The organism is Streptomyces sp. P1-3, from assembly GCF_050613155.1.
Taxonomy (GTDB): domain Bacteria; phylum Actinomycetota; class Actinomycetes; order Streptomycetales; family Streptomycetaceae; genus Streptomyces.
Genome location: NZ_CP192512.1, coordinates 4,180,909 through 4,202,393, shown reverse-complemented (window position 1 = coordinate 4,202,393; position 21,485 = coordinate 4,180,909). Strand labels below are relative to the sequence as shown.

General features: G+C 71.6%; 24 protein-coding genes. 15 read left to right on the top strand and 9 right to left on the bottom strand.

Features of this window, described 5'->3' with window-relative positions; translation table 11 throughout:
• Positions 1-17: 17 nt before the first annotated feature.
• Positions 18-713 carry a type 1 glutamine amidotransferase domain-containing protein gene (locus ACQUSR_RS18060; protein WP_431043594.1) on the bottom strand — a complete coding sequence of 232 codons (696 nt, stop codon included), beginning with the start codon at positions 711-713 and terminating at the stop codon, positions 18-20.
• Positions 714-933: 220 nt separating this feature from the next.
• Here ACQUSR_RS18060 and ACQUSR_RS18055 point away from each other — a divergent pair, with 220 nt between their 5' ends.
• The 5 genes from ACQUSR_RS18055 (at position 934) to ACQUSR_RS18035 (ending at position 6,271) form a co-directional block, all read left to right on the top strand.
• Positions 934-1,875 (top strand): GNAT family N-acetyltransferase, encoded by a 942-nt coding sequence (locus ACQUSR_RS18055; RefSeq protein ID WP_431043593.1) that lies wholly within the window; start codon positions 934-936, stop codon positions 1,873-1,875.
• A gap of 108 nt (positions 1,876-1,983) precedes the next feature.
• On the top strand, positions 1,984-2,985 hold the full coding sequence (locus ACQUSR_RS18050; protein WP_431043592.1) for an alpha/beta hydrolase: 1,002 nt from the start codon (positions 1,984-1,986) through the stop codon (positions 2,983-2,985).
• Complete coding sequence (locus ACQUSR_RS18045; RefSeq protein WP_431043591.1) at positions 2,978-4,219, top strand: acyltransferase family protein; 1,242 nt, start codon at positions 2,978-2,980, stop codon at positions 4,217-4,219. Before ACQUSR_RS18050 ends, ACQUSR_RS18045 begins: the two co-directional genes overlap by 8 nt.
• 25 nt (positions 4,220-4,244) lie before the next feature.
• Complete coding sequence (locus ACQUSR_RS18040) at positions 4,245-5,612, top strand: sensor histidine kinase (RefSeq protein ID WP_431047663.1); 1,368 nt, start codon at positions 4,245-4,247, stop codon at positions 5,610-5,612.
• Positions 5,609-6,271 carry a response regulator gene (locus ACQUSR_RS18035; protein WP_431043590.1) on the top strand — a complete coding sequence of 221 codons (663 nt, stop codon included), beginning with the start codon at positions 5,609-5,611 and terminating at the stop codon, positions 6,269-6,271. The genes ACQUSR_RS18040 and ACQUSR_RS18035 overlap by 4 nt, the downstream gene beginning before the upstream one ends.
• 61 nt (positions 6,272-6,332) lie before the next feature.
• Here ACQUSR_RS18035 and ACQUSR_RS18030 read toward each other — a convergent pair whose 3' ends face one another.
• Positions 6,333-6,788 (bottom strand): DNA-binding protein, encoded by a 456-nt coding sequence (locus tag ACQUSR_RS18030; RefSeq protein ID WP_431043589.1) that lies wholly within the window; start codon positions 6,786-6,788, stop codon positions 6,333-6,335.
• A gap of 105 nt (positions 6,789-6,893) precedes the next feature.
• On the opposite strand from ACQUSR_RS18030, the gene ACQUSR_RS18025 reads away from it, so the two are divergent.
• The gene (locus ACQUSR_RS18025; protein WP_431043588.1) at positions 6,894-7,022 is read left to right on the top strand and encodes a hypothetical protein; all 129 of its coding nucleotides are present in this window, start codon (positions 6,894-6,896) and stop codon (positions 7,020-7,022) included.
• Positions 7,023-7,210: 188 nt separating this feature from the next.
• Complete coding sequence (locus tag ACQUSR_RS18020; protein ID WP_431043587.1) at positions 7,211-8,386, top strand: YcaO-like family protein; 1,176 nt, start codon at positions 7,211-7,213, stop codon at positions 8,384-8,386.
• On the opposite strand, the gene ACQUSR_RS18015 is transcribed toward ACQUSR_RS18020, so the two are convergent.
• Positions 8,361-8,768 (bottom strand): hypothetical protein, encoded by a 408-nt coding sequence (locus ACQUSR_RS18015; RefSeq protein WP_431043586.1) that lies wholly within the window; start codon positions 8,766-8,768, stop codon positions 8,361-8,363. The two genes, ACQUSR_RS18020 and ACQUSR_RS18015, sit on opposite strands and share 26 nt — an antisense overlap.
• 199 nt (positions 8,769-8,967) lie before the next feature.
• Here ACQUSR_RS18015 and ACQUSR_RS18010 point away from each other — a divergent pair, with 199 nt between their 5' ends.
• The 3 genes from ACQUSR_RS18010 to ACQUSR_RS18000 all read left to right on the top strand — a co-directional run bounded on the left by ACQUSR_RS18010 (position 8,968) and on the right by ACQUSR_RS18000 (position 10,593).
• The gene (locus tag ACQUSR_RS18010) at positions 8,968-9,390 is read left to right on the top strand and encodes a helix-turn-helix domain-containing protein (RefSeq protein WP_431043585.1); all 423 of its coding nucleotides are present in this window, start codon (positions 8,968-8,970) and stop codon (positions 9,388-9,390) included.
• Positions 9,391-9,408: 18 nt separating this feature from the next.
• Positions 9,409-10,086, top strand: a complete 678-nt coding sequence (locus tag ACQUSR_RS18005; RefSeq protein ID WP_431043584.1) for a hypothetical protein — start codon at positions 9,409-9,411, stop codon at positions 10,084-10,086.
• Between the two features lie 99 nt (positions 10,087-10,185).
• Complete coding sequence (locus ACQUSR_RS18000) at positions 10,186-10,593, top strand: DUF2516 family protein (protein ID WP_431043583.1); 408 nt, start codon at positions 10,186-10,188, stop codon at positions 10,591-10,593.
• Between the two features lie 97 nt (positions 10,594-10,690).
• On the opposite strand, the gene ACQUSR_RS17995 is transcribed toward ACQUSR_RS18000, so the two are convergent.
• Together ACQUSR_RS17995 and ACQUSR_RS17990 are read right to left on the bottom strand one after the other, a co-directional pair.
• The gene (locus tag ACQUSR_RS17995; protein ID WP_431043582.1) at positions 10,691-11,929 is read right to left on the bottom strand and encodes a PP2C family protein-serine/threonine phosphatase; all 1,239 of its coding nucleotides are present in this window, start codon (positions 11,927-11,929) and stop codon (positions 10,691-10,693) included.
• Between the two features lie 297 nt (positions 11,930-12,226).
• Positions 12,227-13,297, bottom strand: a complete 1,071-nt coding sequence (locus ACQUSR_RS17990; RefSeq protein ID WP_431043581.1) for an NlpC/P60 family protein — start codon at positions 13,295-13,297, stop codon at positions 12,227-12,229.
• A gap of 429 nt (positions 13,298-13,726) precedes the next feature.
• Here ACQUSR_RS17990 and pstS point away from each other — a divergent pair, with 429 nt between their 5' ends.
• The 4 genes from pstS (at position 13,727) to pstB (ending at position 17,869) form a co-directional block, all read left to right on the top strand.
• On the top strand, positions 13,727-14,848 hold the full coding sequence (gene pstS, locus ACQUSR_RS17985; protein ID WP_431043580.1) for a phosphate ABC transporter substrate-binding protein PstS: 1,122 nt from the start codon (positions 13,727-13,729) through the stop codon (positions 14,846-14,848).
• 99 nt (positions 14,849-14,947) lie between these two features.
• Positions 14,948-15,985: a phosphate ABC transporter permease subunit PstC gene (gene pstC, locus ACQUSR_RS17980; RefSeq protein ID WP_431043579.1), complete on the top strand. Its 1,038-nt coding sequence runs from the start codon at positions 14,948-14,950 to the stop codon at positions 15,983-15,985.
• The gene (pstA, locus tag ACQUSR_RS17975; protein WP_431043578.1) at positions 15,982-17,061 is read left to right on the top strand and encodes a phosphate ABC transporter permease PstA; all 1,080 of its coding nucleotides are present in this window, start codon (positions 15,982-15,984) and stop codon (positions 17,059-17,061) included. Before pstC ends, pstA begins: the two co-directional genes overlap by 4 nt.
• A gap of 31 nt (positions 17,062-17,092) precedes the next feature.
• Positions 17,093-17,869, top strand: coding sequence for a phosphate ABC transporter ATP-binding protein PstB (gene pstB, locus ACQUSR_RS17970; RefSeq protein ID WP_431043577.1), 777 nt, complete (start codon positions 17,093-17,095; stop codon positions 17,867-17,869).
• A 145-nt stretch (positions 17,870-18,014) separates the two neighbouring features.
• Here pstB and ACQUSR_RS17965 read toward each other — a convergent pair whose 3' ends face one another.
• Both ACQUSR_RS17965 and ACQUSR_RS17960 read right to left on the bottom strand, forming a co-directional pair.
• Entirely contained in the window at positions 18,015-19,013 is a 999-nt protein-coding gene (locus ACQUSR_RS17965; protein ID WP_431043576.1) for an inorganic phosphate transporter, read from the bottom strand.
• A 6-nt stretch (positions 19,014-19,019) separates the two neighbouring features.
• Positions 19,020-19,640, bottom strand: coding sequence for a DUF47 domain-containing protein (locus tag ACQUSR_RS17960; protein ID WP_304462560.1), 621 nt, complete (start codon positions 19,638-19,640; stop codon positions 19,020-19,022).
• A 193-nt stretch (positions 19,641-19,833) separates the two neighbouring features.
• On the opposite strand from ACQUSR_RS17960, the gene ACQUSR_RS17955 reads away from it, so the two are divergent.
• Complete coding sequence (locus ACQUSR_RS17955; RefSeq protein ID WP_431043575.1) at positions 19,834-20,214, top strand: metal-sensitive transcriptional regulator; 381 nt, start codon at positions 19,834-19,836, stop codon at positions 20,212-20,214.
• A gap of 89 nt (positions 20,215-20,303) precedes the next feature.
• On the opposite strand, the gene ACQUSR_RS17950 is transcribed toward ACQUSR_RS17955, so the two are convergent.
• Positions 20,304-20,489 (bottom strand): hypothetical protein, encoded by a 186-nt coding sequence (locus ACQUSR_RS17950; protein ID WP_431043574.1) that lies wholly within the window; start codon positions 20,487-20,489, stop codon positions 20,304-20,306.
• Between the two features lie 127 nt (positions 20,490-20,616).
• Positions 20,617-21,429 (bottom strand): hypothetical protein, encoded by an 813-nt coding sequence (locus ACQUSR_RS17945; protein WP_431043573.1) that lies wholly within the window; start codon positions 21,427-21,429, stop codon positions 20,617-20,619.
• Positions 21,430-21,485 lie beyond the last annotated feature (56 nt).

The window sequence follows — 21,485 nt, the reverse complement described above, 5'->3', positions numbered from 1 at the left end:
CCAGTCCAGGCCGCCCGTCAGCCCAGCGCCTTGAGCATCTCGGCCGCCAGCGGGCCGGCCGAGGACGGGTTCTGGCCGGTGATCAGATTGCGGTCGACGACCACGTTGGGGGCCCACGGCGCGCTCTCCACGAAGTCCGCGCCGAGCGCCACCAGACGGTCCTGGAGCAGCCACTTCGCCCGGTCCGCGAAGTCCGCCTGGGCCTCCTCGGCGTTGGTGAAGCCGGTCAGCCGGTAGCCCGCGAACGGCGAGCCGCCCTCCTCATCGCGCGCGGCCAGCAGCGCGGCCGGGCCGTGGCAGACCACCCCGAGCGGCTTGCCCGACGCCAGGGCCGCGGCCAGCAGCCGACCGGAGTCCGCGTCGCCCGACAGGTCCTCCATCGGGCCGTGGCCGCCGGGGTAGAAGACGGCGGCGTACTCGGCCAGGTCGACCTCCGCCAGCTTCAGCGGAGCCCGCAGCGCGGCGAGGGACGCCAGCGCGTCGGCGATCCTCTCGGCGCCCTCCCGGCCGCCGTTGACCTCGGGGGCCAGGCTCGCACGGTCCACGGTCGGCACCACACCACCGGGAGTGGCGGCCACGACCTCGTGGCCCGCCGCCTCGAACGCCTCGTACGGCGCGACGACCTCCTCGGCCCAGAAGCCGGTCGGGTGCCGCGTACCGTCCGCCAGCGTCCAGTGGTCGGCGCCGGTCAACACGAAAAGGATCTTCGCCATGGCATGCTCCCAGGGGTCGGGCGTCTCGTCTCACCTCTCCTTGGACCGACGGTAGTCCGCACGGCCGCCGCGTCACGTGACCACGCGCCCCGGGCCCGGCGGACTCACCCGCTGGGCTGGTGAACTCACCCCCGGGGCCGGTGGACTCACCCGCCGGGCCGCTGCCCGGACGCGGTAATCCCGTGGCTCGCGCGGAACGCGATCGCGCAGCATGGCGCGCATGCGACGCCATGAGTACGCCGGTCCCGTGGCGCTGCGCGCCATGCAGAGCCTGGCCGTCCGCGTCTTCCCGGCGACGGGCTACCGGCACATCGGCGACCTCGCCTGGAACCGGTGCCTGTCCCTCGACGGCGCCGACGCGGGCCCGACGGCGGTCTGGAGCGACGGGGACCGGACACTGGCCTGGGGCTGGCTGGAGCTTCCGGACAGCCTGACGCTCCAGGTCGACCCGGGCCACCCGGAGCTGACCGACGACGTCCTCACCCGGGCGGAGCGGGCGGCTCCCGGCCCGCTCGCGGTCGACGTCGCCGAGACGGAACCCGCCCTGGCCGCCGCGCTGGAGCGGCGGGGCTACGCCCACGTCGCCGACGGCCCGGCTGCGTCCGATATGCGGCTACCGCCGCGGGGGACCTGCCTCGGCCGTCCGCTCACCGGCCTGCCGGACATGCCCCGCCTGCCGGACGGCTACACCATCCGCGCGCAGCGCGGCCATGCCGACGTGGCGGGCCGCGCCGCCGCCCATCGCGCCGCGTTCGGCTCCACCCGTGTCACGACCGAACTCCCCCAGCGCGGCCGCTGGGAGGTGCCCCCAGCCCGCATGCGGGACACCTGGCCCTACCGCGCCGAGTTCGACCCCGTCGTGGTGTCGCCCGGCGGTGACGTCGTGGCGTACTGCCAGGGCTGGTACGACGAGGTCAACGGCATCGGCGCGTTCGAACCGGTCGGTACCCACCCCGGCCACCGCCGCCTCGGCCTGGCCCGCGCCGCCTGCGTCGCGGTGCTGCACTCGTTCGCCGCCGCGGGCGGTCGGCGGGCCATCGTCTACACCCGCGGCGACGCCGACTACCCCGTGCCCAAACGGCTCTACGAGTCCATGGGCTTCACCGCGTACACCCGCACCCACACCTACGTCGGGCCCCCTACTCGTACTCGTAGTACTTGAGAGCTACGCGGAAGGTGCACTCCCTGGCGGGACGCCGACCACAAGGGGTGATCCATAACTTCCCTACCGGAAGCACGAAAGGCATCCGGAACGGAAGGACCATCCGCCATGGCGCCCCGCCCGCGCACCAACCGTCCGCGCACCAGCCGCCCACGCCGCCCCGGCCGTCCGCGCCGGGTCCTGCTCGCCGCGCTCGTGACCGCGTCGGTGGCGGTGCCGATGTCGTGTGCGGCCCGCCCGGCGGACGTCCCGGCACCCGCCCCGACCGCCGTCGCCCCACTGCGGGCCGCGACCCCGGCGGCCCTCGACGAGCGGTACGCCGCCAGCCGCGACGACATCCGGGCCGCCGAGCGGGCGGCCGCCGGCCACGGCGACCGGAAGCGCGCCGCCGCCCTGCGCGCCATGGCGGGCCCGGCGCGCCACTTCCTGTCCTTCGACGGCCGCGACGGCGGCCGCACCACCGAGGTCTTCGGCGACCTGGCGCACGCCGGGCGGGTCGCCGTGCTGGTGCCGGGCTCGGACACCAACCTCGACACGTACGGGCGCTTACGGGCCGACGCCGTGGCGCTCCGGCGGGAGCTGGGTGACAGGGCCGCCGTCGTGGCCTGGCTCGGCTACGCGACGCCGAGCACGGTGGGCCCCGAGGTGCTGACTGCGGGGCGGGCCGACGGCGCCGCTCCCCGACTCCGGCGGTTCCTCGGCGAGTTGGACGCGGTCAAGCCCGCCGCCCGCACCTCGCTGCTCTGCCACTCCTACGGCTCGGTCGTCTGCGCGCGGGCCGCCGCGGGCCTGCGGGTCGCCGACATCGTCCTGTACGGCAGCCCCGGGACCGGCACCGGCAACGTCCGCGAACTGCACACCCAGGCCACCGTCTGGGCGGGCCGCGGCGCGGACGACTGGATCGCCGGCATACCGCATGTGCGGCTCCGGCTGCCGTTCACCACCGTCGGGTTCGGGGCCGACCCGGTGTCGAAGGGGTTCGGCGCCCGCACCTTCGACGCGGGCGGCGGGGGCCACAGCGACTACCTGAAGCCCGGTTCCGTATCACTGAGGAACATCGCCCGGATCGTCTCCGGGCAGCCGCGCCCCGAGGAGGGCGGCGATGCGTGACCTCGTGGGCCGACATGGCCTCATCAGCACGCGTGACCTCGTGGGCCGACACGGCCTCATCGGCACGCGTGACCTCGTCCGGCGGATCGACGCCGCCACGCCGCCCGACCGCGACCGCGCGGTCGACGCCCTGCGCGCCCTCGCCGTCCTCGGTGTCGTGCTCGGCCATTGGCTGGTCACCGCGCTGGTCGTGGACAGCGGCACGGTACAGGTCGCGAGCCCGCTGCGGTACATGTCCCATCTCGCCCCGGTGTCCTGGGTGTTCCAGACGCTGGCCGTCTTCTTCCTCGTCGGCGGGCACGTGGCCGTACGGAGCCACCTGTCGGCCCGCGCCCTGGGCACGTCCTACGGACGGTGGCTCGGCGCCCGGCTGACCCGGCTGTTCCGGCCCGTCGCCGCCGTGCTCGCGGTATGGACGGTGGCGTTGGGCGCGATGCTCGTCTCCGGCGTCGGCTTCGAGACCGTGTACGCGCTGGGCAGACTGGTGCTTTCGCCGCTGTGGTTCCTGCTGGTGTTCGCGGCGCTGACCGCGGCGACCCCGATGGTCGCCCGGCTCCACCCGCTGTGGCCGCTCACGGTGGTGCTGTACGTCGACCTGTCCCGGTTCGGGTCCGGCGGGGCAGCCGGGCCGGACTGGATCGGCTGGACCAATGTGGCGGCGGGCTGGCTGGTGCCGTACTGCCTGGGCGCGGCCTGGGCGCGCGGCGGCCTGACGGGGCGTACGACCGGCTGGGTCCTGCTGGCCGGGGGCGCGGCGGCCACCGCCGGACTCGTGCTGATCGCCGGATATCCGGCGTCCATGGTCGGCGTGCCGGGCGCCGAGGTCTCCAACCTCAACCCGCCGACCCTCGCCGCCGTCACCTTCGGCCTGGCCCAGTGCGGCGCGGCGCTGCTGCTGCTCGGGCCGCTGCGGCGGATGCTCAGACGCCCGGCGGCCTGGGCCGCGGTGGCGCTGGTCAACCTCTCCGCGATGACGGTCTTCCTCTGGCACCAGACCGCGATGATCGCGGTCACCGCGCTCGGCCTGCTCGCCGGCGGCGCGCTGCCCGGGCTGCACACCGTTCCCGACGGACCGGAGTGGGTGCCGGCGAGGCTGGCCTGGCTGCCGTTGTTCGCGGTGGCGTTGGCGGTGTGCTGGGCGGCGTTCGGGGTCTACGAGCAGGGGCGCCGGGGCGGCACCAGGGTGGTACGCGAGGGACGGCCCGCCCGGACGGAGGCGGTGCGGGGTGCCTAGGGTGGACCGCGTGCGGAAGGGGGAGATGGGGATCAAGGGGGAGGCTGAGGGCAGGGGACGCCTGCTGACAGCCGTGTCGAAGGTGCCGCGCGCCCTGCGCGAGGACCTGTGGACGACGGCCGCCGATCCGCTGCCGCGCATGGGGCAGCCGGGGTGGCCGGTCTGGCGGCCGGTGTCCTGGCTGGCGGTGGTGCTGCTCGCGGTGCTGTTCGCCATCACCAGCACGAACCAGTACGCCTTCGGCTACCACCTGGACCTGGAATTCAGCGTGGTGCTGGCCGGTGTCCAGTCGGCGGCGCTCATCGTCGCGATGTCCCGTCCCCTGCCCGCATGGTGGGCCGGGACCGTCTCCATGGTCGTCGCCGCCACGTCGGCCGCCGTGTCCGGCACCCCCAAGGGCACGCCCTTCCCCTGGGCCGCCACCGGAATCGCCGCGCAGGCCGGGGTGCTGTTCATGCTGGCCCTGCGGGTCCGTCCCCGCGCGGCGGTCGGGGCACTGACGATCAGCGTCCTGGCGGGGCTGGGCTGCGACCTGTTCGTCTCCCGACCGCACGACTCCGACACCGCGGTGGCCGTCATGGTCTTCGCCGCCGCGACCGTGGTCGGCACGGCACTGCGCGGCCGCCGAGAGGCGCGGACACGGCTCGTCGAGCAGGAGACCCTGACCGCCGAGGAGCGGGCCCGGCGCACGCTGCTGGAGGAGCGCAACCGGATCGCCCGCGAACTGCACGACGTGGTCGCCCACCACATGTCGGTGATCTCCATCCAGGCGCAGGTCGCGCCGCACCTGGTCGAGAACCCGTCCGAAGAGCTGAAGGAGAACCTCGCGGGGATCCGCGAGAACGCCGTCGAGGCGCTCTCCGAACTGCGCCGGGTGCTGGGCGTGCTGCGCTCGGAGGACGCCCTGGCCGACGGCGTACGGCACGCCCCCCAGCCCACCCTCGACCGGCTGGACGAGCTGATCGGCAAGGTGCGCGGCACCGGGCTCGCGGTCGCCGTCGAGACCACGGGCGAGCGGCGTCCGCTGCCGCCGGGCGTCGAGCTGTCGGCGTTCCGCATCGTGCAGGAGGCGCTGAGCAACGTGATGCGGCACGCGCCGGGCGCGTCCGTGCGGGTGGCGCTCGCCTACCACGCGGCCGGTCTCACGGTCCGGATCGCCAACACCGCGCCGGACCGCCCCGGCGCGCCCGTGCGGCGTGTCCAGGGTCCCGACGGCTCAGGCGGCTCCGGCGGCTCCGGCGGTGCCGACAACTCCGGCGGCTCCGGCCACGGGCTGCTCGGCATGAGGGAACGTACCGCCATGCTGGGCGGGGAGTTCGCGGCCGGGCCCACCCCCGACGGCGGTTACGAAGTAGTGGCGACGCTCCCCCTGGAGCTGGAGGACGATGCATGACCATCCGTGTGCTGATCGCCGACGACCAGATGATGGTCCGCCAGGGCTTCACGGTCCTGCTCGACGCCGAACCGGACATCGAGGTCGTCGGCCAGGCCGTCGACGGCCTGGACGCGGTCGGCAAGGTCGCCGAACTCGCCCCCGACGTCGTCCTGATGGACATCCGGATGCCCGAACTCGGCGGCATAGAGGCGACGCGCCGCATCACCGAGCCCACGGGCGCCACCGTCAAGGTGCTCGTCCTGACCACCTTCGACCTCGACGAGTACGTGTACGAGGCGCTGCGCGCGGGCGCGTCCGGCTTCCTGCTGAAGGACGCGTCAGCGGCGGAACTCGCCAATGCGGTCCGGGTGGTGGCGGCCGGCGACGCGCTGCTCGCCCCGAACATCACCAAGCGGCTCATCACCGAGTTCTCCCGCATGACCCCCCGCGCCCCGGTCAAGGACCGCGTCGCCGCCCTGACAGAACGCGAGACCGAGGTCCTGTCCCTGGTCGCCCAGGGCCTGTCGAACGCGGAGATCGCCGGCCGCCTGCTGGTGGCGGAGCAGACGGTGAAGACCCACGTGAGCAGGATCCTGGTCAAACTGGGCCTGCGCGACCGGACCCAGGCGGCGGTCTTCGCCTACGAGTCGGGCCTGGTGCGCCCGGCCGGATACTGAGCGCCGCGACCCAGCCGTCGCATGTGTGCCTCCGGACCCCGGGCGGTCAAGGCGATCTGACTCACGGTCCGGCCTCGTCCGCATCGATGACGGTGCGGCCGACCAGGCGCTCATAGCGCTGCCTCGCGGCCTGCGGCGTGCCGAGCCCGAGGCCGAAGGCGATCTCCGGCCAGGTCATGCCGCGCCCCCGCGCCATCTTGAGGAGTCCCGCCTCCAGCTCGTCCATCTCCCCACGGGCCAGCGGCACGAGAGTCAAGGCGGCGGTGATATCGGACCGGTCCACCTCCGGCTCGCCGTCCTCGAGCTGTGCGGCCCCGCTGAGCAGGAACGACACGAGCCTGATGGCTTCGTGCGGCCCGATGACGGAGGGATGGACCTGCCGCCGGCGCTGCCCGTCGGTGGCCGCGTGCCGCTCGGCGATGCGGAACAGGGAGGCGTATACGCGCTGCGCTCGCGCCTCGTCCGGGTGCGGGGGCGTGAAGGGGTCGGTGGGCTGATCGGGAATCGACGCTGCCATGCGCCCAGGTTGCACTGACACACGAGTTGTCGTCAACTAATCATTGTGAACAATCTGTTCATGCATCCTGAGCGTGCTCCGACCACGATGGGGGGAGGATCCACGATGGGTGATTTCGAATCCGACATGGCGATCGCGCCGCAACCGGAGGGCACGGAACTGACGCCCGAGGAAGCGGCCCTGGCCGCCGACCTGGAACAGGGGTCCGCGGCCGCGACGGACGAGGCCGTCTGACCATGCGTGCGGGCGGGAAGGGCGGCCGCCATCGCGCACCGAGCCCCGAGCCCGCGGTGAAAGCGCCCTTCACGCCCCCCTTCACGGCGGAGTCCGCGCGGGCCGTCACGCTCCTGGAGGAAGCGGCCCGCGGTCTTGGGACGCGGCCACGGTGGCGTCGTCAGGCGCGCCTCGACGGAGCCCTGTCCGTGTGGACGTGCGAGCTCGCCGACCCGGCCGGCGCGTCCGTGGCGGCCGGTGCGGGGAAGGGGCGCACGGACACCGGGGCACGGGCCCGGGCGCTCGGTGAAGCCCTGGAACGCCTGCTGGCCGGACCGGCCGGACTCGACCGGGCGGCCGTGCACTTCACCGCCGCCGGACAGCTGGCCGCCGGTATGCTGGCCGGCGAGGCGAGCGCCCCGCTGCTGGCACAGCGCCCGGACCAGGAGATCGCCTGCCTCACCTACGAGCCCCTGCACGCGGGCGCGGACGAAGCGAGCATCCCGCTGTTCCTCGGAGCTCCTTGGTACGCGGGCCCGGACGGACGGGCCCATCGAGACGCGCTCGGCGACCGCGCCTGCTACGGAGCCCTCTCGCGGTACTCGGTCGGTTCCGGGTACGGCTTGGCACCCACGCCCACCCAGGCCACCGTCCACGCACTGCTGGAGACGATCGAGCGGGACGCGTGCTCACTGCTGACGATCCGCACGTTGCTCTCCGGCCGGCGGCCCGTCATCCTCGACCCCGCGACCCCGCCCGACGGGCTTGCCGCGCTCCACGCCTGTGCCGAACACGAGGCATCGGCTCGCGTGTACCTCGTCGACGCCACCAGCGATCTCGGCGTCCCCACCGTCCTGGCCTACAGCACGCCTCGTCCCCCGACGCGCTACGTGCGTGGCCAGGCCGCCGCCCTCAGCTGTCACGACGCCGTCGAGGGAGCGCTCACCGAGCTGCTCGAATCGACCGCACTCCGCCGTCGCACACCGGCCCGACCGGTCCGGCTGGCACTCCTCGAACCTCACCCGGCACTGCACCGCTGCGGGCGGTTCGACCTCACCGACGCTCTCCTCCGGGCCCGGAGCACACCGTTCCGCGACCGGCCCGCGCCCGACGACCCGGCGAACCAGCTCACCGGGCTCCTCGCCCGCCTGAAGGCCGGAGGGTTCACCGCCCGTCAAAGGCGCATCGCCCGACTCGTCGGCGATGTCGACGCCGTCCACACCGTCGTGCCCGGCCTGGAGCGGTTCTTCGCGTCGTCAAAGGCGCTCTCATCCTCCCCGGCCCCCGAGGACGGACGGCGGCGCGGAGCCGTCAGCCCTGAACAGGCAGGCGCCCGGCCGGACAGCCCGGCCCCATCCGTCAAGCGGCGTCGAGGGCTTGGGTGATCTTGCGGGTCATGTCGGCCATGGTGGGGGTGGGCTTGCCCTTGTAGGTTCGGGTCGCTGCCTCGATGGCGACGATGACGGTGCTGCGGAAGTTGTCAGCCTCAGCCGGATCCTGCTTCTTGAGCAGGATCATGGCTCCCGTCAGGGTCGGCAGCACCCGGTCGGCGAGCTCGGCCACGGAGTTGCCGACCAGGTCGCTGCCCTTGGGGTAATCGGTGAGCACGTGCCCGACCAGGCCGGTCGCGGAGGACAGGGCGATGGAGCCGTCGGTGGCGATCCTGTGGGGCTTCCCAGTGCCATCAACGGCGGCCATCAGCGCCACGGCGCCGTACGCGGCGGTCCGCAGGTTGAGCTTGTCCTGGTCGGTAAGGGTGACGGACATGGCTGTGCGCTCCTTTGAATCTGTAGTGGTGCGGGATGGGTACGCCCGCCGAGCGGAGTCAGCCGGGCCCACAACCCCACTGTCCCCACCGGGCCTGACACCGACCTGACACGCCCCTGCCATGGCCCAGCCAACCGATGCGCCACTTTTGCAAGCATGCGCTTGCAAAAGTTAGCGGCGATGGGGCAGCATCGGACTCATGGCATCACTGAACGTCGGCAATCTCGGCGCGTTCCTGCGGGAGCAGCGGCGCACCGCGCAGCTCTCCCTGCGGCAGCTCGCCGACGCCGCAGGGGTGTCCAACCCGTATCTCAGCCAGATCGAGCGTGGCCTGCGGAAGCCGAGCGCCGAGATTCTGCAGCAGCTCGCGAAGGCGCTGCGGATATCCGCCGAGACGCTGTACGTCCAGGCCGGAATCCTCGACGAGCGGGACCGGGACGAGGCGGAGGTGCGCAGTGTGATCCTCGCCGACCCGTCGATCAACGAGCGGCAGAAGCAGGTGCTGCTGCAGATCTACGAATCGTTCCGCAAGGAGAACGGACACCCCGCGAGCGGCGAGCAGACCCCCGCCGACAGTGACGGCAGCGACGACCCCGACGACCGCACCCCATCCTCGAACTGATCCGGGAGGACCATCGCCATGGCCATCGCCGACGACGTACGCAAGACGCTGACCGACCCCACCCCCCTCTACTTCGTGGCCGGCACGGCCGACCTCGCCGCCCAGAAGCTCAAGGAGGTGCCGACGCTGGTCGAGAAGATCCGCGCCGAGGCCCCCGAGCGGATCGCGGCCGTACGGAACACCGACACGCAGGCCGTGCAGGAGCGCGTCGCCCAGCAGGCCCGGGAGGCTCAGGAGAAGCTGACCGAGCTGCTCGGGTCGCTGGACACCGACCTCAAGAAGCTGCGCGACACCGCGCAGGAACTCGCGCTCCAGGGCGTGGGGCGGGCCGCCGAGCTCGCCATCCGGGCGCGGGAGACATACGACGAGGTCGCCGAGCACGGTCGCGAGGCCGTGAAGACCTGGCGCGGCGAGGCGGCCGAGGAGGTCCACGAGGTCGCCGAGCGGGTCGAGCCGAAGAGCAACGGTTCGCAGGGTTCGCGGAGCGACGGCCCGAAGAGCGCACCCGCGAAGGACGACACCGCCAAGGGCGACGCGTCGAAGGCCAGGTCCGCGGCGGCCGCCGGGTCCCGGACCGGCTCCGGAGCCAAGTCCGCGCCCGCCGCCGAGTCCACCACCACGGCCAAGCCCGCGGCCCGCAAGGCCCCCGCCCGCAAGCCCGCGGCGAAGAAGACGGCCCCCAAGCCGGCCGAGTGAGCGCGGGCGGGCCGGCCACCACCCGGTGTGTCCGGCCCGCCGTGCGGGGTACGGTGGCGCGCAAGGTGCCCGTGACGGATCGAAGGGGTGGTGGGCCGCGTGTTGAGTGCGGGGTTCGGCAGCGCCATGTGGTTTCTCGGCGAATGGCTGCCGCGGCTGCTGTGCGTGTTCGCCCTGCTGGCGCTCCTCGATGCCGCGACCACCCGCGAGGACGCCTTCCGCGCGACCGACAAGCAGACCAAGCGCTTCTGGATGACGGTCCTGTCCCTGGCGGCGCTGGTCACGGCGCTTCCCTCGCTCAGTCTGCTGGGCGGCGGCTGGGCCACTCTGGCCGGCATCCTCGGCCCGCTGTGGTTCATCTGCGCGCTGGCCTCACTGGTCGCCACCATCGTCTATTACGTGGACGTACGCGCCACCCTCAAGCAGATCCGCGGACGGCGGAGCTGGCCCCGGCGCGGACCCGGCCGCGGAAACGGCCCGTACGGGCCCTTCAACGGCCGCCGCTGAACGCCGGAATCCGCCTGACGGCCCGTCATTGGCTGTCCTCTCCGCCGGGCTTCCGACCTGCCCCCGCCGCCACGCGTCCAAGCGCGCCCCGGGCGCCTCAGCCGCGGTCGAGCAGCAGCACCGCCAGATCGTCCGTCAGCTCACCGCCGTTCAGCGAGCGCACCTCCGTGACCATCGCGTCCAGCAGTTCCTCACCGCCCAGGCCCGCCGCCAGTTGACGGGCAACGATGTCAACCATCCCGTCCTGGCCCAGGCGCTGCCTGCTGCCCGCCCCGACGCGCCCCTCGATCAGGCCGTCGGTGTACATCATCAGGCTCCAGGCGGCGCCGAGTTCGACCTGGCGGCGCGGCCAGCGGGCCTTCGGCAGCAGGCCGAGCGCCGGTCCGCAGCTGTCCTCGTACGGCAGCACCCGCGGCGGCTGGCCCGCCCGTACCGCCAGCGGCGAGGGGTGACCCGCCAGGCAGACCCCGGCCCGCCGCCCGTCCGGCGCGATGTCCACCGTGCAGACCGTCGCGAAGATCTCGTCATCGGCCCGTTCGTGCTCCAGCACCTGCTGGAGCGTGCCGAGCAGCTGGTCGCCGCAGAGCCCGGCGAACGTCAGCGCGCGCCACGCGATCCGCAGCTCGACGCCGAGCGCCGCCTCGTCCGGGCCGTGCCCGCACACGTCGCCGATCATCGCGTGCACGGTGCCGTCCGGGGTGCGGACGGTGTCGTAGAAGTCGCCGCCGAGCAGCGCGCGGCTGCGGCCGGGCCGGTATCGGGCGGCGAACCGCAGGTCCGAGCCCTGGAGCAGGGGGGTGGGCAGCAGCCCGCGCTCCAGCCGGGCGTTCTCCTGGGCGCGCAGCCGGGACTCGGTCAGCTGGCGCTGGGCCAGGTCGGCGCGCTTGCGTTCCACCGCGTAGCGGATGGCGCGGCTGAGCACCCGGCCGTTGAGCTCGTCACGGAAGAGGTAGTCCTGGGCGCCGACCCGCACCGCCTCGGCGGCGCGCTCCGCGTCGCCTTCGGAGGTGAGCGCGAGAACGGCGTGCGCGGGGGCGAGCCGCAGCACCTGGCGCAGGGCGTCCAGGGCATCGCCGGAGCCGCGCCCGGGGCCGGGCAGAGCGAGGTCGAGCAGGATGCACTGCACGTCGTCGGTGAGCAGCCGGGTCGCCTCGGTGAGATTGCGGGCCGTACGGATACGGACCCGGTTGCCGTCGGCGTCCAGCAGTTCCGGGACGGAGAGGGAGCCGACCGGGTCGTCCTCGATCACCAGCAGCGTCAGTCCGCCGTCGGACAGAGCGACAGGCCGGGCCTGTGGGGTCAGCGCCTCCCGCTGCCGCGGCACGGGTACGGACATGCCTCGCTTCCTTCCCTCCCCCCGAGGGCACAGCGTCCCGCCCCGTGGCGGGCCACCCGTGCTGGCGCACACCAACCGGTCGGTTTCATGGTGTGCACCCGGTCACTGCCTGGCGACCCTAGCGGTAGGGCGCGCCGTAACGGAATGACCTTTGGCAATCAACTTCTGTCATATGCCGAAGCCGTCCGAAAACCTGGCACACATAAGAGGGCGGCGCGATGACGAACGTCACGTGGGCGACAGCTCGCCGGGGCCCTGAGGCCGGCCCCGGGGCTACACCTCCGGGCCGCCCCTGGGTTACTTGTCCGGCCGTACGACGCCCAGGATCGGCATCGAGCCCGCTCCCGCCAGCGTGATCTGCCGACCGGGCCGCGGGGCGTGCACGATCATGCCGTCGCCCACGTACATTCCGACATGGCTGGCGTCCCCGAAGTAAATGATCAAGTCGCCCGGGCGCATCTCCTCGATCTCCACCCGCGGCAGCCGCTTCCACTGCTCCTGCGAGGTGCGCGGTATCGCGTGGCCGCCCGCCGCCCACGCCTTGAGCGTCAGGCCGGAGCAGTCGTACGTGTCAGGCCCCTCGGCGCCCCACACGTAGTCCTTTCCTATCTGCGCCGTCGCGAAGTCCACCGCCCGCTCGCCCGACCCCGACGCCTTTCCCCTGACGTCGTCGAGAATTCCCGAGCGCAGCCACTTCGCCTGCGCCGACCGGGCCTTCTCCTCCTCCAGCTTCCGCAGCCGCGCCAGCTCCTCCTTCTTCAGCTTCGACTCCAGCCGCTTGGCCTTCGCGAGCTTCTCCTTGATCTGCTTACTGGCGGCGGCCTTCTTCGCCCGGCTCTCGTCCAGGCGCTGCCATTCCCGCGACGCGGACTCGGCATTCCGGTCGAGCAGGGCCTGCGTCGACGCCAGCCGGTTGATCACCCCGCTGGTGGCGTGCTGGCCCTTTCGGGCGAGGAACACGCCGTCGAGGAATTCCTGCGGGTCGTCGGAGAGGAGCAGCCGGGCCTCGTGCGGCATGGCACCGTTGCGGTACTGCGCGCGGGCCATCGCCCCCGCCTGCTTCTTCAGGTCGACCATCTCCGCCTGGGCCTTGGCCACCGCCTGCGCGATCCCGACGATCGTCGCCTCCTGCCGGGTCTGCTTCTCACGCGCGAGGTTGTACGCGTCCGTGGCCGACTCGGCCTGCCGGTACAGCGTCTCGACCTGCTTGTGGACCTCTTCCAGGCTCTTGGGCCGCTCCTCCCGGGACGGCTCCGGGTCGTCGGGCGCGGCATACGCCGCCTCCGGGACCACCAGCACGCCGATCGCGCAGACCAGCGCGGTCGCCGTGACGACGCCCGCGCTCCTCCCCCTGCCGTCACGCCTCACCGGTCAGCCTCCGCTCTCCCGTACGCCGGCCCCCGCTTCGCCCGCCGGCGATCGCCTACTGGCGCGTAGGAACGGATGGTGGCATGGCTCACCGCAATCCGGTAGAGCGGTGAGCGCCTTCCGCGTCGCGCCTCCCCCGCCGCGGTGCCCGCACGGGCACGCTCCGCACGCCTCACCGACCCTCGCCGCCCTGCCCGTGGCGACGCCTCCGTCCGCCCCGCCCAAGGCCACCACCCTGACGGCCGAGGTTCACCCTCCGTTCACTCTTCCCCATCGGCCACTTCACCTGTCCTGCCTAATTTCGGCCCTACGGAAGCGAGCCGTGCCCTCAATCCGGCCTCGGCGCCGCATAGCTGAATCTCAGATCCGCACCACTCCTCTTCTCCCACGCCGTCCCCACCGGCGGCTCCCGGAAGGAAACCCCCGAAAGTGAAGCTTCAGCGCAAGAACCGGCTTCGCGCCATCGCCGCCGGTGCTCTCGTCGTCTCCAGCGCCGTGGCCCTGACCGCCTGCGGCTCGGACGACAACAGCAAGTCGAACGGCGGCGAGTCCCAGGGCGCGAGCAACATCAAGTGCGAGGGCAAGGGCAACCTGCTCGCCTCCGGCTCCTCCGCCCAGAAGAACGCCATGGACCTGTGGATCCGCAACTACACCGCGGCGTGCGGCAGCACCAAGGTCAACTACAAGGCGACCGGCTCCGGCGCGGGCATCCAGGAGTTCCTCCAGGGCAAGACCGCCTTCGCCGGCTCCGACTCGGCGCTGAAGGACGAAGAGGTCGCCGCCTCGAAGAAGGTCTGCAAGGACAGCCAGGCCATCAACATGCCGATGCTCGGCGGCCCGATCGCGGTCGGCTTCAACGTCAACGGCGTGGACAAGCTGACCCTGGACGCCGAGACCCTCGCCAAGATCTTCAACTCGGACATCAAGAACTGGAACGACGAGGCGATCCAGAAGCTGAACCCGGACGCCAAGCTTCCCGACCTCAAGATCCAGGCGTTCCACCGCTCCGACGAGTCCGGCACCACGGACAACTTCACCAAGTACCTCAAGGCCGCCGCGCCGTCGGCGTGGCCGCACGAGCCGGGCAAGGCGTGGGAGGGCGAGGGCGGCCAGTCCGCTGACGGCTCCTCCGGCGTCTCCTCCCAGGTCAAGCAGGTCAACGGCGCGATCTCGTACTTCGAGCTCTCGTACGCCACCTCCGGTTCGCTCAAGACCGTCGACCTGAAGACCGGCGCCGCCGCCCCGGTCCAGGCCACCACGGACAACGCCTCCAAGGCGATCGCCGAGGCCAAGGTCGTCGGCAAGGGCAAGGACCTCGCCCTCGAGCTGGCCTACGACACCAAGGCCGAGGGCGCCTACCCGATCACCCTGGTGACGTACGAGATCGCCTGCGAGAAGGGCAACAGCTCCGACACGCTCGAGGCCACCAAGTCCTTCCTGACCTACCTGTCCAGCGAGGACGGCCAGAAGGTCCTCAAGGAGCGCGGCTACGCCCCGCTGCCCGCCGAGATCGCCACCAAGGTCCGCTCGACCGTCACCAGCCTGTCCTGACCCGGTACGGCCGGCCCCGCACGCCGGGGCCGGCCCCCTCCTCATCCGGTGCACCGCCGCGCCAGGAGCCATGACCGGCTCCGCAGACCGGAGAAACCCATGAGTGACATCCCTGACATAGCTTCCCCGGACCCCAGCGGTCCGCCATCGCCCGACGGCGATCTCTCCCCGCTCGACGCGTCCCCGCTGGGCAAAACCAAGGTGAAGAGCACCGGCCGCTTCGGCGACAGGATCTTCGTCGGCCTCTCGCGAGGCGCGGGCATCACGCTGCTGGTGATCATGGCCGCCATCGCGGCCTTCCTGGCCTATCGGGCCAGCGGCGCGCTCTCGGCCAACGAGGGCAACTTCTTCACGACCTTCGAGTGGGAGCCCAACACCGACCCGCCGGTCTTCGGCATCGCGGTCCTGGCGTTCGGCACCATCGTCAGCTCGATCATCGCGATGGCCCTCGCCGTGCCGGTCGCCGTCGCCATCGCGCTGTTCATCACCCACTACGCGCCGCGTCGGCTGTCCGGCCCCATCGGGTACGTGATCGACCTGCTCGCCGCGATCCCCAGCATCGTCTACGGCCTGTGGGGCGCGCTCTTCCTCGTCCCGCACCTCGAGGGCTTCTACAAGTGGCTCGACGACTACCTCGGCTGGACAAAGATCTTCGAGTACAACGACGGGGCGGCCCGCTCGCTGTTCACCGTCGGCATCCTGCTCGCGATCATGATCCTGCCGATCATCACCAGCGTCAGCCGTGAGGTCTTCCGGCAGGTCCCCCGCATGCACGAGGAGGCCGCGCTCGCCCTGGGCGCGACGCGCTGGGAAGTCATCCGGATGTCGGTCCTCCCGTTCGGCCGCTCCGGGGTCATCAGCGCCTCGATGCTCGGCCTCGGCCGCGCGCTCGGCGAGACGATGGCCGTCGCCACCGTGCTCTCCACCAGCTGGGACATCGTCCCCAGCCTGCTCGACGCGGGTGGCGGCACGTTCGCCCAGAACATCGCCAGCAGCTTCAAGGAAGCCTCCGGCGACATGGGCAAGGACGCACTGATCGCCTCCGGCCTGGTTCTGTTCGTGATCACCCTGGTGGTGAACGGCGCGGCCCGCCTGGTCATCGCGCGCCGCAAGGAGTACTCGGGGGCCAACGCATGAGCAACCTCACCAAGGTCCAGCCGTCGGCCTCCGACGACGCCCCGCGTCCCACCACGCTCCGCCAGCCCCGGCTGCCCCGCTGGGCCCCGGCCGCGTTCGCCGCGGGCTCGGCCCTCGCGGGCTGCGGGATCGGGCTCGGCGCCGGGCTGAACAGCAAGGTCCAGTGGGGCCTGATCGCCGCCCTGATCTTCATCCTCGGCTCGTACCTGGCCGCGGCCAAGGTCGAGGGCCGGCGGCAGGCCAAGGACCGGCTCGCCACCAGCCTGGTGTGGGTGGCGTTCCTGCTCGCGGTGATCCCGCTGGTCTCCCTGCTCTCGGAGACCATCAAGCGCGGTTCCAAGGTGCTCGACGGCTACTTCCTGAGCCACTCGATGGCCGGAATGCTCGACGACCAGCCCGGCGGCGGCGTCTACCACGCCATCATCGGTACGCTGGAGCAGGTCGGCATCGCCACCGCGATCGCCGCCCCGATCGGTCTGCTGACCGCCATCTACCTGGTGGAGTACGGGCGCGGCGCGCTCGCCAAGGCCGTCACGTTCTTCGTCGACGTCATGACCGGCATCCCGTCGATCGTGGCCGGTCTGTTCATCCTCAGCTTCTGGATCCTGTGGCTGGACAACGACTACTCCGGTTTCGCGGGCGCGATGGCGCTGGCGATCCTGATGATGCCGGTCGTCGTCCGCTCCACGGAGGAGATGCTCAAGCTCGTGCCCAACGAGCTGCGCGAGGCGTCCCTGGCGCTCGGCGTGCCGAAGTGGCGCACCATCCTCAAGGTCGTGCTGCCGACGGCGATCGGCGGCATCGCCACCGGCGTGATGCTCGCCATCGCCCGTATCGCGGGTGAGACCGCTCCGATCGTGCTGCTGGTGTTCGGCGAGAGGATCATCAACACGAACCCCTTCGAGGGCCCGCAGTCCTCGCTGCCGTACTACGTCTTCGAGCAGTGGTCGGTGGGTTCGGAAGCGTCCTACGACCGCGCCTGGGCGGCGGCGCTCGTGCTGATCGCCTTCGTCATGATCCTCAACCTGGTGGCCCGCGGCATCGCCCGCTGGAAGGCCCCGAAGACCGGCCGCTGACCGGCCACGTAGCAGAAGAGAAGTGATTTCCATGGCCAAGCGCATCGACGTCAGCGGCCTCACCGCGTACTACGGCAACCACAAGGCCATCGAGGACATCTCGATGACCGTCGAGCCCCGCTCCGTGACGGCCTTCATCGGCCCGTCCGGCTGCGGCAAGTCCACCTTCCTCCGCACCCTCAACCGCATGCACGAGGTCACCCCCGGCGGCCGGGTCGAGGGCAAGGTGATGCTGGACGACGAGAACCTCTACGGCTCCGGGGTCGACCCGGTGGCCGTGCGCCGCACCGTCGGCATGGTCTTCCAGCGCCCGAACCCGTTCCCCACCATGTCGATCTTCGACAACGTCGCGGCGGGCCTGCGGCTCAACGGCAGGTACAGCAAGAGCGAGCTCGCGCAGGTCGTCGAGCGGTCCCTGAAGGGCGCCAACCTCTGGAACGAGGTCAAGGACCGGCTCAACAAGCCGGGCGCGGGCCTGTCCGGCGGTCAGCAGCAGCGCCTGTGCATCGCGCGGGCCATCGCGGTCGAGCCGCAGGTGCTTCTGATGGACGAGCCGTGCTCGGCGCTCGACCCGATCTCGACCCTCGCCATCGAGGACCTGATCGGCGAGCTGAAGGAGCGCTTCACGATCGTCATCGTGACGCACAACATGCAGCAGGCGGCGCGCGTATCGGACCGCACGGCCTTCTTCAACCTGGCGGGCGTCGGCCAGCCGGGCAAGCTCATCGAGATCGACGAGACCGAGCGGATCTTCTCCAACCCCTCGGTCCAGGCGACGGAGGACTACATCTCCGGCCGCTTCGGCTGATCCGGCCGATCGGCCACGGGCGCTACGGGAGCTGCCTTGCGGCGCTGCATGGCGGTGCCGCCGCAAGGCGAAGGGCCCGCCCCCCTCAGGGGGGCGGGCCCGTCCGCGTACCGGGTCCGGGGCGGAGCCCCAGGCCAAGGCGACCTCAGCCGAAGGCCAAGTGCACCACGCCGTAGCTCGCCGCGGCGACCGCGGCAGCCGCCGGCATCGTGATGAACCACCCCATGATGATGTTCTTCGCGACGCCCCAGCGCACCGCGTTCACCCGCTTCGTCGCCCCGACGCCCATGATCCCCGAGGTGATCACATGCGTCGTGGAGATCGGCGCGTGGAACATGAACGACGCCGTGTACATCACGGACGCCGCCGTCGTCTCGGCCGCGAAGCCCTGCGGCGGGTCCAGCTCGATGATCCGGCGGCCCAGCGTCCGCATGATGCGCCAGCCGCCCGCGTACGTACCGAGCGACAGCATCAGCGCACAGACGATCTTGACCCACACCGGGATCGGGTCGCCAGCGTCCTCCACATCGGCGATGACCAGGGCCATCACCACGATGCCCATCGTCTTCTGGGCGTCCTGCAGACCGTGGCCGAGCGCCATGCCGGCCGCCGAGACGGTCTGCGCTATCCGGAAGCCGCGCTTGGCCTTGTGCGGGTTGGCCTTGCGGAACATCCACATGATCACGACCATCACCAGATAGCCGAGGATCAGGCCGACGAACGGCGAGACGAACATCGGGATGACGATCTTCTCGACCACCCCGGACCAGATGACGTCGATGCCGCCCGCGAGCGCCGCGCCCACCATGCCGCCGAAGAGGGCGTGCGAGGAGGAGGACGGCAGACCGAAGTACCAGGTGACCAGGTTCCAGACGATCGCGCCGACCAGGGCGGCGAAGAGGATGCCCATCCCCCGGTCGCCGTGGGGCGTCTCGATCAGGCCCTCGCTGACGGTCTTGGCGACCCCGCTGCCCATGAAGGCACCGGCGAGGTTCATCACCGCGGCCATCGCGAGCGCCGCCCGCGGGGTCAGCGCCCGCGTGGAGACCGAGGTCGCGATGGCGTTCGCGGAATCGTGGAATCCATTGGTGTACGTGAAGAAGAGCGCGACCCCGATGGTCACGACAAGCGCGAAGGTGTCCACCGGGGGTCAGGACTCCTTGACCGCGATGGTCTCGACGGTGTTCGCCACGTGCTCGAAGGCGTCCGCGGCCTCCTCCAGCACGTCCACGATCTGCTTGAGCTTGAGCACCTCGATGGCGTCGTACTTCCCGTTGAACAGGTGCGCCAGGAGCTTGCGGTGGATCTGGTCCGCCTGGTTCTCCAGCCGGTTGACCTCGATCCAGTACTCGGTGAGGTTGGTCATCGTGCGCAGGTTCGGCATCGCCTCGGCGGTCAGCTCCGCCGCCCGGGCCAGCACCTCGATCTGCTGCTCGACGCCCTTCGGCAGCTCCTCGACCTGGTAGAGGACGACCAGGTCGACGGCCTCCTCCATGAAGTCCATGATGTCGTCGAGCGACGACGCGAGGGCGTAGATGTCCTCGCGGTCGAACGGCGTGATGAAGGAGGAGTTCAGCTGGTGGAAGATCGCGTGTGTCGCGTCGTCCCCCGCGTGCTCCGCGGCCCGCATCCGTTCGGCAATCTCGGCCCGAGCGGAGGAGTCCGCCCCGAGCAGTTCCATCAGGAGCTTGGAGCCGGTGACGATGTTGTCCGCGGACGCGGCGAACATGTCGTAGAAGCTCGTCTCCCTGGGGGTCAGACGAAAGCGCACTGGGGATCCTCGGGGTACAGCGGATTCGGTCTCGTTGATGCTAGGCGCATCATCCGGCCACGGCTAACCGGCGTTCATCCAGTGTCGCCCATCGAGCAAGGTGCTCATGACCGGGTCGGGACTCAGTCGGACATATGGGGTAAGGTATACCCGCCCGGGGTATACGGATCGATCGCGAACAGCGGAGGACGCCATGACCACCACGGCAGCCGACAGCGGCACGGCCGACGGTGACCAGCAGACCGGAGCGCGCGAGGAGCACCACGGACCGCACGGCTACGCCAAGCAGAAGGACCAGCACCTCAAACGACTGCGCCGCATCGAAGGCCAGATCAGAGGCCTTCAGCGGATGGTCGACGAGGACGTCTACTGCATCGACATACTCACCCAGGTGTCCGCGAGCACCAAGGCACTCCAGTCCTTTGCCCTGCAACTGCTCGAAGAACACCTCCGGCACTGCGTCGCCAGTGCGGCTGTGGAGAGCGCCGCGCACGAGGGGGACGGCGCCGGAGGAGAGATCGACGCCAAGGTCGCCGAGGCCACCGCGGCCATCGCCCGGCTGCTGAGGACCTGACACGGCCCGGTGATCGGCGCCCGGCGCTCGCCGGCTCCTTGGCCGAAAACAATCGGCCCGCGCCCTGCGGACGGCCCGCCCCGCGCGCCTTACCGGTGGTCCTGCCCGACGGAACGGTCCGCCCGGTCGGCGTCGACGCCGAGGATCTCGTCGATCCGGTCCGGGCTGAGCCGGTCCTCGTCCGCGCTCGACGCGGCGATCATCAAGTCACCGTAGAGATCGATCTCGATCAGGGCCACGGAGTCCGGGCCCGAAGAGCCACGACGCGCCACCACGTGCTTCACCTCCCCTTACGAGCACATGCGAGCACTTACGAGCAGCGACTTCCCAGGGTAGGGAGCGGTGCACACGCCGCGCATGGCACGGACGGACCATTTCGCAGGCTCAGGCGGTCCGGCGGCACTAGGGTCCAGGTGACCCGACCGTGCCCGTATAGATGTCCGCGGGCTCCGGCAGCCGGACCGTCACCGGAGCCCCGAAGTCGTACAGCTCGGTCGTGGAGGCGACGTCCTGCCGCCCTCCCGACCCGGCCCACCCGTTGGTCACCGAGAACCGGTGCCGGATCTTCCGCAGCCTCCCCTGCTCGTCGAGATACGCGTCGAAGGCCACGGCGTGCTCGGTGAACCCCTTCGCCGCCGCCCCCAGCGCCTCCCGCACCCCCGGCGACGCGACCCGCGCCGCCCGCCCGATGTCGGTGAGGCCGCGGTAGTGCCGCACGGCCGTGCCGCCCAGCCGCTCCTCGCCGATCACGCTCACATGCCGCGCCGCCCGCAACAGCTCCGCGGCCGTCAGCGGATCGGTCGCCCCGCCGGTGACCAGATTCCCGTCCGAGACCCCCGCCGTGTCCACCCGGACCCATTTGTCCGCTGGGACACCCTCGCCCCGGTTTCGCATGAAAAGGGCACCCGCCGCCAGCAGTTCCGTGATCGGCTCGTGCTCGGCCACCCCCGCCGCGTCCTTCGGCAGCACCACCCTCAGCCGCCCCCGCTGGGCCACGAAGTCGTAGCCGCCGCGGCCCCTGACGGCCACCCGGGTCCCGCCCGTGGCCATCTCCACCGTCGTACGGACCCGGGAACTCCCCGACCGCACCAGCACGTCGGCCGCTCCGCGCAGCTCCGCCACCGCGTCGCCGGCGGCCTGCCCCGCCACCACCACACGCTCCGACGAGCACCCGACGCCCGTCACCATCAGCCCGACGGCCAACCCGCCCGCCACCGCCGTCGCCGCCCGTCTGCCGCCCCCTTTCCCGGCGGAGGCGCCCCCCGGCTCCC